Source organism: Bacteroides sp. 51 (genome assembly GCF_010500965.1).
In the GTDB taxonomy this organism is placed as follows: domain Bacteria; phylum Bacteroidota; class Bacteroidia; order Bacteroidales; family Bacteroidaceae; genus Bacteroides.
Genome location: NZ_QVMI01000023.1, coordinates 49,689 through 64,615 on the forward strand (window position 1 = coordinate 49,689; position 14,927 = coordinate 64,615).

Sequence of the window (14,927 nt, forward strand, 5' to 3'; positions counted from 1 at the left end):
TCATTCTATTTCATTAGGATTTGTTACAAAATCATATTCAGTGATTGTTTTAAATGAACTCCAGTTTGTTGCCGATGCATACCGTTCCCGACAACCGATGGGAACAAATAAATCAATCTTTTCAAAATTATCATCCCATCCTTTTTGAATGGTAGGCGGCACTAATGCCTTGCAGTACAACGTCTCAATTCCACTTTCCCGAGTGGTATAAGACATCCACATAACAGTATTAGCCGGCAAGACAAATACTCTAAGATTATCAGGACTACCCATGAAAACATTGTCTTTAATCGTTAAGTCTTCTGTTCCACCATCTTCAAAGATGACCTTACTCACCGCACTACGATAAAAAGAACTACCACCCAGTGATGTTAAGCTTTTGGGGAGTTTGACAATCGCTAAATTAGGTGTATTCGCAAAGGCATACATTGATACCTCTTTCAAGTTGACAAAGTAGTTTTTCATGTCCGAAAGATCGACTATTGCCGAATTTTGTGCAAAATACGCCGGTATAGTGGTTACAGCTTCAATCATACTTCTTGTCACTCCCTGCCCATCTCCCCATTTTGCGATACACAACTTCTGGAATTCTGCATCTTTGAAACGCAAATAGAAGCCACCTTTAATTGTTAATTCCAATTTTGGGAAACGTTCACGGATAATATCAAGAGAATTTTCATACACATCAGCATAGATCGTCAACTTACCATCCAATACCGGGTGGTTACTTTCTCCAGCCAATCCTTCGCTATTCAACCCTACATACTCGCCGTTGGCCAATTGTGCCAATCTGTCAAGGATATACGCACCATTACTCTCAGTGTAGGTCGCATCGAATCCCACAGCGCGTACACGTTTCAGCGCATGGTTACTTCCTTGTGCATCTTGCGCTTCCATCACCCGAATAAGTAAATCAATCGGATTGATCATTTCGCAGTCCTGCACATAGAAGTCGGTTATCATTTCATCGCACAAAGAGATATTTACATTCTCCGAACGAAGAACGGGGAAGTTCCGCAGCATCAGGTAAGTATTGTAAGCGGAGAAACCAACCTTTTCCAGTCCCCCACCCTCGGGCAGTTTGATTTGCGCCAGCGAAGTCCCTTCTACATAGATTTCTTTCAAGTGAATACACGAAGAAACATCCAGAGAACCGGAAAGCGTGGCAATACGCGACAAGTCAATCAATCGAACAGACGGACAGTTGGATACCGTCAATCCGGTGATAGAGATGGTTATGGGCTCTGTCTTATGCCCTAACGTGATTTCCTGAAGCCTTCGGCCTTGTACGATCATTGTACCCGAAACGTTTTTATCATGCCATTGGCCGATACTTTTCAGATAACTTGCGCCCTGGATGTTATTCTGTTGGTCACCTGCCCCTCCCAGGTCAATGACTATTTGGCAAGACTCACCATTTTTTGTCCGTTCACCTCGGATGATGGATGTACCCGAAGCGATTGCAGGATAAATATCCATTGCCGGAACTAGATTATATACAATCTCATCACCGGCAGCACGAACGGTAATAATATCAGTGCCATCGGCAGAGAATATTCCGTAAGAATATTTACTCATCATATACAGGACACGTTTCTTAAACCAAGCCGTTTCGGCAGAATAGAAATCGCCATGACTTTGGGTAATAGGATCGGTATCATTCGAATAATCACCAGCTATGTATGACAACTTTGCATCTTCGTAGCGTTTAGCATCCGAGTTAAATAAGGTAGTCGGGAAGTATTTCTTTACACTTAGATAGTACTTCTTGTAGAATCCATATATTTTATCGTATGGCGTTCCGGAAGACATTCCGCTTAGAGATTCCATAGCACGCATCATATTCCGCATACCAATGGTTATCTCGGCAGGGTATGCCAACTCCAGTAGATTCCAGAAGTTTGAGGTTTCTCCATTCCAAACCGCACCACCATTATCGTAAAAGTCATGCACTTCCACCCAGTAAGGCTTCTTATCCTGACCTTGATTGTCAATCGGGAATATAGTATCCATATCATCCTGTCGCCACTTCCATTTATCACCGGTGCCTCCGAAGTTGTATAAGTAGGTATTTTTTGCCCTGTTATCCGTACCGGCCACAAACTCGATAAAGTTGGTATGGAATATGGCATCATTAATATCGAAGTGTGCAGGTGCTTCCTGGCGGAACTTTTCTATTCTAGCCTTGATAAATAATTCATTCAGTTTATCAACTGTTTTTCCTGTGAGGTCGGAAGTACTTAGGCCATAGCCTTTATCGACCAGTTGAGTAATCAGGTTGATATTTCCTGCTCCGATATCAGAAGGAATAAAAAGCCCGGCGGCAGCTTCATAATAGTAAACGTTGTACTGATTCGCATCGCCTGCTTTAGCAATCCAATATTCATAGCCGGTTGAACGGTAATTAATGACATCTGCATTCAGTTGGTCGAGCGTGCCGTTGTACGGACGCAAACGGTTGGAGCATTCATAAACTAAATTATATGCGGGAATAAAAAGTGAGATATTCGCTTCTTTCCCTGCGTTAAAGTCCCATGCATTGGCTTCGTTATACTGAAAGGCCTCCTCTTCCTCATTATATTTTATCCGGTCGAGATTGGGATTCCAGGGCACGCGGAACAAAGTAGCCAGTGGTGCATTGTCAGATCCTTCAATAGCAATAAGTCCGGGATACTTTTTCTTGTCGAATCCAAAGCAATTCACATCGCCTTTATCTGGTCCCATTGTAAATTGTCCCATACATGTGTACACCCACTCTCCGTCTTCGTTCAGTTGTTTGCTGAAACCGATAAAGGGTTCCTGGTAGACTGCGGTACGTACTTTGTTATCTGCTGCAATGGCGGGATTAGTCAGGCCTAATTGTTTACTTAAATCGTTGAATGCATTTACAGAACCGTTTTTATGGTCTTGCATACTCGACGCCCAGTTTTTCTTTGCCGTAATACGACTCATTTTCGGTGTTACATTTGGAAACAGATTAATGAGTTGGTTTTCTGTTGTTCCATCGGCGTAAGTTGTTACCGAATCGGCAGATTTATCTACACGCATGCGCACATTCCATTCCCAGTACTTTTTAGAAGATGTACCTTGTCCGTCGAAATTCACATTTGTGACCGTACAATGCGGTTTCTTATTGCCTGCGAAATAGACTTCCAGTGTTCCTTTCCGTTCGGAAGGATTAGACAATCGCGGAAATGGCTTATCGAATACGAAGCAGTTATACTGATCTACAGCATTCAGAAAGTCGATTTCTTTTGCAGCCGAATCCAGTACATCGTTTATTTCCACTTCTTTTTCTTTCTCGGACGTAGTGGGAAGCCAACTGATATAATTTTTCTGTATCCCTTCGGAAGTGAGTGCGGCATCATACACGCGGATACCATAAATGTCTATATCTGCTTCTTTGCTTCCAATAACAATTGGGGCTTCATGGGCAAAGTAATCATTTGATTCATAATTGAATACGCGATTCTTTACTCCGTTAACATACAAGCAGCACAAATTGAATCCACCATTACCGTAGGCATCCGGCATAATGGTAAGTGCCATACGGATACGTACTTCATTGTCTATGGGCAGGTTTTGTGTTGTAGCATCGTGCATGGACTGAGAGAACATAATCATTTCTTCGGAGGAGATTTTTAATCCGATGAATGATTCTCCCGAAGGCGTGGCGATGTTGATGATGGTATCTGTACCATCTACTACATTGTATGCCCTGAAATCAAATTCGATTGTTTTACCTGTCCGGGCACTTTCTTTAAGGAAAGGCCGGTAATCGATGGTGCATTGCGATCCGGCAAGGATGCGTAATACTTTTGCACCTTCGCTATCTGTTTGCCAGCCGTCGTTACCCCAGTTAAAGTCGAGCCACGATGTTGATATAGCCGCTCCGGTCATTTCATTGATAACATATTTCCGGTTGGCCTGGTTATTTGTGCGTGATTTGGGATTCATCAAAAACACAGCACCAGCTACAGCCGAGTAACCCACCGAGTTCTCAACGTTGAAAGTCATATCTTCAGTTATCTTCCCGTTATTATCTTCTACGGATACCCATATCTGAAAGTCTGATTCGTCGATCGTTTCGATCTCCATTGGAAAAGAGAACGTGTGCCTGGCATTAGTAGTTATTGAGTCCTCTACCGACTGGAATACATTTCCTGTATCCTTTCTGACGGTAAAAGTTGCGGCGGTAATTGTAGCCGCCCCGTCGTAGATGGCATACTCGAAAAGTACATTATCCACCCAGTTGATTGCTTTGTCGGCCACGTTATTGATGCACATAAGCTTCTTAAGGGAACCATCCATAGCGCACATAATATCGAATTGCACCACCTTTGTTTGTATGGTGTTATCCGAGTTGGAGATGTTGGCTTTTACCCTGAAAACTCCCTCACTCCCGGGGTACGGTATACTATAATTATATGCTGTTTCAGTATAGGTAGCTGTTCCGATATTCACATTATACTCTGCTGAATAGTCGTTATCAACACCCATTATTGACACATATAAGGTCTTGCTGATATTACCGCCAATCATAAAAGGAATGGTAATATTGCCTAAATAGGTCGTCCACCAGTGGAAGTTAGGCGCTGCAAGAGATAGTGTGGTTAATTGAATGTTATAAGTATATGCAGGCGTTGTTTCACCTGTGACCTCTCCCGTCACACATACCATAATGGAGTTGACTCCGGATACTAAATATTCGGCAACGTCGAATAACGTAGGTGTTATCGAGTTAACATAGAATTCCTTAACTACTGTATATTCCGCATTGGCTGAGTTCTTAATCAATATTTGACACATACCCCGCTCTCCGGTATTTTCAAAAGGTTCTTTAGAGGAATACCTCTCTTGAGATACAAATGTAAAGTTCAACACACAGGGTTGCCCCGATTGCGCGGCAAAACTTTTTTCCATATTATTAACAACGCGAACAGTTCGCTGTATTCCCGGTTCTCCACCGTTACCAAGAAGCTTGATTTCCCAAGCGGTTCCCGTCCATACATAAAACTGATCTTCTTCTTTTACATAGCAGAGCATGCCTTCACGTAGTAAAGATTTCGGAATGGCTTCTAACTCGCTCATTGCAGTCACGCTCTTGAAGCTCTCTAAAGAAAGCAGTGAGGTAGGCACCCATTTTTCCGTATCAGTCAAACGTACAAGGATATCATCGGTTGCAGAAATGCCATTCGCCGAACTGTCAACGTTAGATAATCCGCCTATCGCAGGGCTGCCGCCGCTACTATTGCCAGGCACCTCAATTAGTTCATTGATTTTACTGACTATCTCGTTCATTTCGTCGGCTTTTAGCACCGCACCTTTTACAAATGTTTTATTTAATTTATCCATATCATCCTAAAATGTTTTCATTTAAAATTCCAGTATTTAAAATAAAAGTAAAATCTACAGCCTCTATTGCACCTCGAGCGGACAATGCGTGTAGTATTAAACTTGTATCGAGCATATTCGTATCAGCCATATCACTCTCTATACGGCTGATAACAGCATTCGTGGTTCTTCCATCATCCACGAAGCGGGTATTTAATATAAATTTGATGTAACCCATATCAGCTTAACTCTTTGATTGTGTTTCCTGTTAGTTCCATATAGTCCCCCTCATTTAATTGTTCGTTGATTGCATCTATAAATGCTGGGGTACAATAAGCATTTGCGGCCGTCTGAATTAGTACTAAATCCTCTTCTGTGACTTCCATTTCTCCCTCACTATTAAATATCTTCATAGCGAGGTTTTTTGCCCGGATTCCGCTGCACTTGGAATAAAGAACATCTGCAAATGACTCTCGGACATCACCGGTTAAAACCTCTTTTTTCGAGATACCGGTGTAAATTGATAATTCTTTAAAATTTAATTTATTTATATAGGTGTTTTTTTAATTTGAATGATTTAATATTTGATAGCGAAAACCGTCTACTTTGGTAATTAAAACAATAATTGAATCACCTGCCTCCATTTTGTAGTTCACAAGCCCCTCATTGTGGTTGTAAATACCAAGCAATGTTATACTCTTTGAACCTGGTCGAACTCTAAAAGTTACCATCGTTGCAAAATCATTAGGCAAGGAACTTACTCCAAACTGCCTCGCAACGGATGCCTCAGTCGGGAGAGTTACTTCCGTACCGCTATAATTAGGCTGATTATAGTACATCAGAATGATATTACGCTGAGAAAAGTCAACACTATAATCTCCACTACCGAAAGTCAGCAGCTCGGCTTTTGTGTTAATAAAAGCCGGAGCCTTTAATGCAGCATCGGAACTGATCCCGTAATTCTTTGTACCGCCGGAAACACTGATAAAGAGTCCGTAATTAGCTTGGTCGAAGCCATAAGTACTAAAGGTATTCGGGTGGTTATTAACAATTCGCCCGGTTGCCGTAAACGCACCGCCAGCCGTAGCAGGTATAACATCGTCACCAAACATTGCATACCCACTCGTACCACCTACCCGAAAGAAGTTATCATAGATGGCAAGTCCACCACCGGAGCCTTGGGCGGTAGTATCCGCCCCAATGCGACCATTAGCCAAGATAAAACCACCAATTTTACCGTTTTTGATGTTGGCATTATTCAATGATATGTCATTTAATGTAGCATTATTCCCAATTATATCTCCTGACAATGTCAAATTGTTGGCTGTAACGTTGTTCAAAGTCATATTACCATTCACATCTACCATGAATGTATCATTTGCCACGATATTCCCGTTAAACCGAATCTGATCGGCTGATATCACAGCATTCGAGATCAAACGCCCGGCTTCAGTCTCTGTAATGAAAGTACTGATTTCAGCACGTTTAGCATACCCATCAGCTTCGGCACGTTCAGAAAACATCTGTGCAAATCCCGCCTCTGTGACAAGACCGGACATCTTTGTCATATCTACATGCCCATTCTCATCATACACAATCTCTTTTCCGTACAACAGCGAAAAATCTGCCGTTGTCACTAACCCTGAAGTTTTAATATTTGTAATCTTGCCGTTATCATCAAAGCCTATCTTATCTACCAAAGCGGAGATTGAAGTCTCCATTACGTTAATGGCTGAAGTATTTGTTGACGCTACACTTTCCGCCGACTGTGCGATACTCAATGCGCTAACCGCAGATTCTGCGGCCTTGGAAGCGTCACTTATGCCTTTGTTTGCAAGAGTTTTAGCTGCCTCAATGCCTTTCTCAGAATCAGTCACAGCAATAACAATACTATTCCCTAAGTTCTCCAGGTATGCCGTTGTTGCCGACGAAGAGTACCCCCAGTGAGATATTGAAAATGCGGTTCCCTTCTTTTTCGCAGTCTTACAGACAAGCGAGTCGTTTTTATAAGAAACTGTATTATCCTCATAGGTAGCATTCACCCACAAATCACCAATATCGTAAGCGTCTTCGGATGTAGGCTGTTCAACAAATACTCGTCGTTTGCTATCTGCTGTATCTTGGGCTTTAGATGCTTTTTCCAATGCCCGGATGGTATCCTGATCAGCTATACTATTCCAGCTATACGTACCGTTTGCGTTCTTTTCAAATCGCCAGGCAAGCCCGCTTTCCCGGTTGTAGAACATATCCTGTTCGTGCAGCGTTTTTAACGCAGCGGTAGTCCAATCGGATGCAGGGATATTATTCAACGTCGGTTCGTAATCAAAGAACCACAGGGTGTATTCCTTGTCTGCTTGCTCTCTTACGATGTCGACATTAGTTTGTAACGTGTCGATTATATCATCATAGTTCTTTCCTGTAGCCTCAGAGATAAACTTTGCTTTGATTGTGCTCACTTCGGGGTTCAGGTCTATTTTCGGTTGCGGAAGATGATAATCATTGATACCGTTATACACGCGTATGTATGGCCCCCCATCGGTTATGCTGTCATTACTGATAGCCCCCTGACGGGATGTTTCCGTTTTGTTACCTAAATGGACTATCTCATCACCAACTTCCGGAACAACACTACCCGCATCACAATCAGTTTTAGACAGATCAATATAATCCGTCCCTACACCAGCAACGAGTCTCCAATAATAACGATTACCCAGTACACCACCGGATTGTTTCGTTAGATTGAACGTTTGGCAAATAGCTAGGTCGGAAGGCTGGAAGAAGCACTTCACCTCGCAACCATCGGCATCTGTTGACTTGAAATAACAGCGATACACAGCACCAACATCTACCACCTTGTTGCAGACAATACCGCCACCTGGTGTTATCCACTGTTTGCCACCTACGTAATAGGAGCGATTCACCTGTATTTCTTCAACCGTCATTTTACGACGGATATTAACGAAGTCTATATCCAGGTGATAGTTCCCCGCTTTATCCTGATAGATACCGAAACCGGTAGATCCACCAGAGAAGTTCTCTGAGACTATATCTCTTAGCAATGTAATCTCATTCAACGTTGCTGTACCTTTCACATTTATGCCCTCAATGAAGGTCATTAGCTTTTCTATCGTCTCTGCGATATCCTTACGCACGTATCTGTCGTCGTTGTCATTTTGGCCGCCTACAATATCCAGCTTACAATGAAATACCCCTTGGGCGCTATCGTCCGGCATCCCGGGGTCTATTACGAGCTTATAAACCGAACCGCCCTTTATTGATATGATTTGCCCGGGATAAGGTACATACGCTTTGTTGGCATTTTTGGCATACACGCGCGCATCTTCTATTGTATTAAATACTTCTGAGGAGTCCATAGGGCGGGGTGTCGTCCTCTTATATGTTGTTCCAAACGGAGTTCCCGTTAACTGTAATTCATTCATGGTTATGAGATTTTTAATGTTGCATGATTAGTGGTGTCATTTACGATGGATGTCTTCATGATCCACATCTTATAGTTTATAGCTGATTCAGATTCACCATTGCAATCTGTCACGGAGATTACCTCAGGGTCGGAAATAAGTTCTTTGTCTTTAATCAGATTACCCGAATACTCGGCAAATTCCAAAGATGTAATATCTCCTTCGGGAAAACATATTGCTATCATCTTCCAATTAGAGGCTTCAAACTTGTAAGTTCCACCTCCTTTGTACAATCCACTAGTTGAGAGTGCCCATACATCGTTAGACTTTTTGGGTTTAGAGTCAACCACCCCGGCGAACCATTTACGATATACATTTACACTAATGGTATTAGTGAGTCTCTTTGCATCGAGCTGCCCATCTGTGCTAGCAGCATATTCCACGGTAGCCTTATAGGTTTCTCGCTCAGTATAATTACCATATAGCTGGCGTACTGCCTCTTGCGTACCAAAGCTTTCTGCTGAAAATATCAGTTCATTCTTCTTGTTATCATCAAAATAGGCTTCCGTCATAGCCCCTTGGCCATTACGTGTTGCCATATAAGTAATATATCCTTTCGGGCTACCATGCTCCACATCGTTAGATGTAGATATGGTGCTTCGAAGCTCTGCACCAACCGGACGGTATAACATATTGCGCAATATCTGTTCCCATGTATCTCCCGAAGCTACTACATCGCCTTTCTTGATATACCCCACATCGTTGGAGTTAACAAGTATATCTTTCTTTAGCTTATCCGATTTATTCGTGGAAACTGAAGACCCGCTACTACCCGAACTGCCTGCGTATGCTTGACCTTTATACGTAATCGTATTTAATCTAGCCTCAATATCTCCGATACGGGAATATGCGGTCGTTTCTCCCACCGTATAGACAGGATGGTCATATGGTATATCCAAGTTATACTCAAAGCCTATGATACGTGATTGCCTGCTACCTGTTTCGAAATATGCCGGGTTAATAAGATTTACCTTATCACCGATTTTAAGAAGTTCCGAATCTTCATTTGTGAGCATCTTACAGGTATAGGTGGATGGATCTATCTTAGTTTTCGCTACATATTCTTTTGCTTTCTGTTTAAGCTCTTTCTCTGCCTCTGATACCATATAATCAAAAACATCGGTGGTGGCATCAAATCCGGAGAGTATGTATTTGTCACCAGCTTTCGGTTTTAATACATCATCAGGAAGCGGACGACCGTAATCTTCGTTTCTTATAATTTTCCAGATCTGTGCTTTTGCATTCCATGTACCATCATCATTCTTTTCAGGTGCATTTTCAGGATTAAACTGAAGTTCAAATTCCATACCATTGAGAGATTCGCTTTCGAACTTAATCTTTAAGCCGCTTTTTTCAGGAAGGACATATTCCTTCGAGAAAGTTATTCCTGGATCAACAAACCAGTAGGCGTTCCATTTATCTTCATAAGTGGTGCCGTCGGGATTCTCTATTTTCTCGGTTTCCACTTTAGGGATTACTTCCTCTATTGTACCCACCCTACGAGGATAGACATCTTCAAATACAACCACATCCTCTACAGCTTCTTCCTGACTCATTCCTTCGTATGCATCAATGTATAATCGATCAGGGTCTGATGGATCAGCAGGAAGCATTAAGCGTTTCTGAACAATCCCATTCACGACTCTATTTTCATCTACCGGTCGGTAGTTGGCGGGAATATTTTTTGTAGAACCAAATGCGTAGATACGGGTAGCGAATGTGCTTTTGCTGTTGGACTGCGACATCCCCTCTACATTAACACCTACTTCAAAATCCACAGGGGGCACGGGATTTTCGGGGTCTTCGTCAGAATCGCAGCGTCCAAAATGAATTTCATTATCTTTTATCCATATGTCACAATTCCACTTATCCTCAGCACCCAAAGAAAACAACGCATCCAATAAGTTGATATTATCGTACGTCATAAAGAGAGCCTTATTGTGATCCACTTTGTCTTCGTCAATAATTACCTTGAAAGCATCCCCATTGTATTTGTACTTAAGAGCTTCCAGATTTCGAAGGAATACGCTCATTTGATTACTCAACGTGTCGGTAAGCGACCAAGACGCTTCCTGACCACCATTCTCGGGAGTGAACTTGAATTTCTTATTCTTCCATTTCCAATAATAAGCATCTAAGCGAAGCTCGTAGTCATACCCCATGGTAGAAGTATTATAAGTGGGGTGTGACAAATCTACCACCTCATAGCGAATACCATCTACTATAGCGTAATCTCCTCTTTCAAATTGAATAGGATTAGCCACTTTGAATTTCAGAAGAATATAATCTTCCGTCATGAGTGTTTTCTTTCGTAAACAGCCCGTATTTATTGGGGTAGAGAAAAAGGTCTCATTCTGTTTATTTTTTATTTCAATTATGTTGTTGTTCATATCTCAAAATTTATTTAATTATTCCCCCCGATTTGCCGGATTGGGTTCGTTGAACTTAACTGTAATGTTACATGCTGTCCGATTCTGGTTCTGAGCATAGGTTTGCGAACGCTCATAAGTCAACCGGTAAGTTTGCTTGGTTGCTTCTACATAAAGTTCTACGAAGCCCACATAAAGTATTGCCTCAAAGGATTTTAGCTTTTGCATGAAGTCGACCTCTGTATTTCCGAATAGGGTAAATGTGAGGGTAACTTCTCTATCGGCCAACCTGGGTTTATCATACAATACCCGTTTCCCATGTTCCAGGCGCGATGTATTTTCGATGAATTCTTTCATCGGGGCAGGAGCGGTAAGCGCGTTTAAGAATCCGTCTCCCATACGGATACCCAGTGTGCGGGCATCCGTTCCATTTATTTTCATTTCCATCTTGTTCTTTTTTTATAAGGTTTGAATTTTACGTTCTATGGTGTCCAATTTCTCAGACATATTATTTATTGGCTTCACTATAGCACCGGTATTTTCTCGGATACTTTGCAGTTCCAAGTAAGAGTTGACGATTATTTCACGGGTTTCATCGGCTATGTTGATATGTTGCGACTCTGCTATAAGAAGGGCCTCGAGCTGTGATTCGGCACGAGCTAGTATTTCGGTTTGAAGAATGCTCTGGACTCTCGTTTCTTCGCCTGCTATTTGAAGGGCTGTGAATCGGCCGTTTAGTTCTTCGCCTGTGTCCTGAGACATGGTTTCGAAGCCACGTTTGGTGGACTCTTGGGAGGTGGATGAATCTGATTTTCCGGTATATCCTGTTAACTCTGTTATCGCATTACGTTCATTTATACCCTCTTGAACAAACTCATCCCATTCGGTACGAAAGTTATTAATTTGTTCTTTCGTCAAATTTCCCTTCTGTTCATTCATAGTCTTAGCCCATGATTCGTACCAGCCCTTCATCTTCTGATCCAACTTGTCTCCAACTGCAAAATTCAGAAGAGCTTTTGTCATGTACTCTTTAAAATTATCTGCAAAATCTTCGGCATTTGAATTCATATCCATAAGTGCATTGACAAAACTATCACGAAGGCTATCAAAAGAAATTTGCGTAAGGCTTTCATGGAGTTGCGTTGTCATCTGCTCAACCTCTCCGGCTTGATCTGCGTAATTATTCCAGTCGTCTTTAAACCGGTCTCCATACTTTCCTTGATTTATCATTTCAGACCATACTTCGGGCAGATAGGTACGTATATCATTCATTTGGTCGGCAGTGAGCTTTGAAAAGTCACTCCATGAATTTTTCAAATTTGTACCAAGGAGTTTGTTTACATCACTCAAGCTACTCTTGTTCAGATCCCAATATTTCGCATTTGAACTATGAGCATTGCTATAACGCATTTGTGTATCAAGTATCTGCTGTAGATTACCTTCATACTTTCCCTGTGCGGTTATGATTTCATTATATGCATTTATAGACTTGGTTCCGTTTGTTCCTGCTATTTTATCTTTTAATCCATCAATGGATGTTTTCAGAGCATCATTAGAAGCTGTGAGTTCTGCTATTTTCTCGGCACTTTCTTTTGCGTTACCTCCATGGATTGAATCCACTAGTGAACTAAATCCACCGAATGATATAGCATCAAATATTTTTGTAAGCCCAGTCATGAGTGATTTGCCGATAGTGACAAATAGATCTCCAGAGACAATGTCATCAATTATACCAGCCACTGCATTGAAAATTGCATCAAGTAAACCTCCTACAAGATTACTCAAACCATCTTTCAGTACATCAATAATAGATACTATCCAACCTACTATAGGAACATCTCCAAGACTATCCGCCACCTTCTCCATGGTCCCCCCCATGCCTTTCCCCATTTGAATCAAACCACTATATGCATTTGCTAATCCACCTGATGCTAGTTTTGACATTCCCTCAGTTACATTATCCATGTTCTTTTTAAGATTGGCAGCCGTACTGGATACATTTCTTTCATTCTGTTTTGTTGCATCTGTCTGTGCTTTTACGCTTTCGGTAGCTGCACTAGCATTTAGTTTAGCAGTATCAACAGCCTCTTTGGCAGATTTTTTCTCTTCTTCCGTACCCTCCTTTAGAGCCTTATTGTAGTCCTCATTTGCTTTTTTAAGCTTGTTTTGTGCCTCTGTATTAACATCTGTTGCAAAAGCAAGGCTATAAAGCGAATTCTGGTATATCTTCACCTCCTCTCCAAGTTTCTTAAAGCTTACTCCTCCGGTTCCACCCAATGTTTTTTTCATTTGGTCAATAAGTCCTGTTAGTTCCTTTTGGGTTCCCGGATCTGCATTTTTGAATTCTTCCGTCTCAGTATATTTTTCAGCCTGGTCAAGTTTAGACTTTACCACATCCTGAAACATATTACCAAATTCCCCAAAAACCATTTCCCAGTCAACGTTTGCTTTTATAGCAGCAATATCAACAGCTGCCGTAGCCGACTGCTCCTTCTTTTTCAATCGCATCGCTTCACCTGTATTACCTTCTGCTTCTGCCTTCTTTATTTTCTCAGCATATTCTTCGGCAATGGCGAGTTTTTGTTGTTGAAAGTTTCCATATTCTTTCAGGTAATTACGCATGGATTCAAGTTTTACTTTCTGGGCTTCTTCTTCCCTCTTACCTTCATCACGCGCATGTTTGTCCTCTGTATATTTAATTATTTTATTATACTTATCTTCTGTATCTGAAGAATCGTAAATTTGACCTTCATTATCTCGATTTTTTTCGAAAGTTTCTTTTTCGGCCTTTATGGCATCATCCCTTTTACGTTTAATCGCCTCTATTTCTCGTTCATTATTTAAATTAATCGCGGCAAGAATTTTCCCCTCACCTTCTTCTAAACTTGCTATACGTGCTTTTTCGACTTCAAAATCCAGTTCTTTATCTACACGTTTCATCTCTTGTGCTCGTTTTTTAGCAGCATTTGGATCATAATTAGTAGAAGTTTTTTTATCCTCTTTTTTATTAATGCTAGCAGCTACCAGTTCGTCGTCAGATTTTTTCATAAGTTTTGCTGCAGCCGCAGTTTTCTTACCCACTTCTTCATAAAAATCATAAGCTTCAGCCACCAAACGTTCTCTTGATTGTTCAGTTATCTGTTGCAGATTAGTTTCTTTAACAGCATTATATTGCGCCCGTTGTTTCTGAATTCCAGGTTCAGTATTATACTGCCCTTTTTCAGTTGCTATTGGCTCATAAACGTCTATAAGTCTTTGCCCTTTCTTTAATCCTCCTTTTTGCAACCAATTATCTGCTACAAATTTTGCATCTTTTATATCATCTTCACTTGCTACATAATTCTCGGCGTCCATCATTTTCTGAATGGCCTTTGTATAATCGCCTTCAGCCATTTTCATTGCAGCGGCTGCAAGTGCACGATTGGTGAGAGATTTTATAAACGCTTGTTCATTACCCACAAAAAGGTTCTCTGCATCAAGAATAGAATTTACAGAAACTCCCAGTTTATCAAACTCGCCCTGATTATCCTGAATAAATTTCTTCTTTTTATTCATATCATTGCCAAGGTCATTATATGCGGTTTGTAGACGTTTATAATCAACAATCTGACTGGCTACAGAACTCGCCATTGAATGTTGTACATTTCTTTCCTGAGTTTGGCGCTTTTCTCTCATTCAAATTCGTTTCCACTGACATTCAGTGAGTTATAATTTATTTGTATTCAAATAGGGTGTCCCATCTGTG

General features: G+C 41.3%; 7 protein-coding genes. All 7 read right to left on the minus strand.

Annotated features, from left to right (window positions below; all coding sequences use genetic code 11):
* The 7 genes from D0T87_RS16610 to D0T87_RS16640 all read right to left on the minus strand — a co-directional run bounded on the left by D0T87_RS16610 (position 1) and on the right by D0T87_RS16640 (position 14,857).
* Positions 1 to 5,355 (minus strand): leucine-rich repeat protein, encoded by a 5,355-nt coding sequence (locus tag D0T87_RS16610; RefSeq protein ID WP_163176249.1) that lies wholly within the window; start codon positions 5,353 to 5,355, stop codon positions 1 to 3.
* A gap of 1 nt (position 5,356) precedes the next feature.
* Entirely contained in the window at positions 5,357 to 5,572 is a 216-nt protein-coding gene (locus tag D0T87_RS16615; RefSeq protein WP_163176250.1) for a hypothetical protein, read from the minus strand.
* Between the two features lies 1 nt (position 5,573).
* Entirely contained in the window at positions 5,574 to 5,747 is a 174-nt protein-coding gene (locus D0T87_RS24250; RefSeq protein WP_203558709.1) for a hypothetical protein, read from the minus strand.
* Positions 5,748 to 5,897: 150 nt separating this feature from the next.
* The gene (locus D0T87_RS24255) at positions 5,898 to 8,774 is read right to left on the minus strand and encodes a hypothetical protein (RefSeq protein WP_203558710.1); all 2,877 of its coding nucleotides are present in this window, start codon (positions 8,772 to 8,774) and stop codon (positions 5,898 to 5,900) included.
* 2 nt (positions 8,775 to 8,776) lie between these two features.
* Entirely contained in the window at positions 8,777 to 11,203 is a 2,427-nt protein-coding gene (locus tag D0T87_RS16630) for a hypothetical protein (protein WP_203558711.1), read from the minus strand.
* 18 nt (positions 11,204 to 11,221) lie between these two features.
* Complete coding sequence (locus D0T87_RS16635) at positions 11,222 to 11,629, minus strand: hypothetical protein (protein WP_163176251.1); 408 nt, start codon at positions 11,627 to 11,629, stop codon at positions 11,222 to 11,224.
* Between the two features lie 12 nt (positions 11,630 to 11,641).
* On the minus strand, positions 11,642 to 14,857 hold the full coding sequence (locus D0T87_RS16640) for a phage tail tape measure protein (protein ID WP_163176252.1): 3,216 nt from the start codon (positions 14,855 to 14,857) through the stop codon (positions 11,642 to 11,644).
* Positions 14,858 to 14,927 lie beyond the last annotated feature (70 nt).

Excerpts from the sequence above, each read along its gene's own strand:
- D0T87_RS16610 (WP_163176249.1), bottom strand. The coding sequence starts at position 5,355 with ATGGATAAATTAAATAAAACATTTGTAAAAGGTGCGGTGCTAAAAGCC.
- D0T87_RS16615 (WP_163176250.1), bottom strand. The coding sequence starts at position 5,572 with ATGGGTTACATCAAATTTATATTAAATACCCGCTTCGTGGATGATGGA.
- D0T87_RS24250 (WP_203558709.1), bottom strand. The coding sequence starts at position 5,747 with ATGAAGATATTTAATAGTGAGGGAGAAATGGAAGTCACAGAAGAGGAT.
- D0T87_RS24255 (WP_203558710.1), bottom strand. The coding sequence starts at position 8,774 with ATGAATGAATTACAGTTAACGGGAACTCCGTTTGGAACAACATATAAG.
- D0T87_RS16630 (WP_203558711.1), bottom strand. The coding sequence starts at position 11,203 with ATGAACAACAACATAATTGAAATAAAAAATAAACAGAATGAGACCTTT.
- D0T87_RS16635 (WP_163176251.1), bottom strand. The coding sequence starts at position 11,629 with ATGGAAATGAAAATAAATGGAACGGATGCCCGCACACTGGGTATCCGT.
- D0T87_RS16640 (WP_163176252.1), bottom strand. The coding sequence starts at position 14,857 with ATGAGAGAAAAGCGCCAAACTCAGGAAAGAAATGTACAACATTCAATG.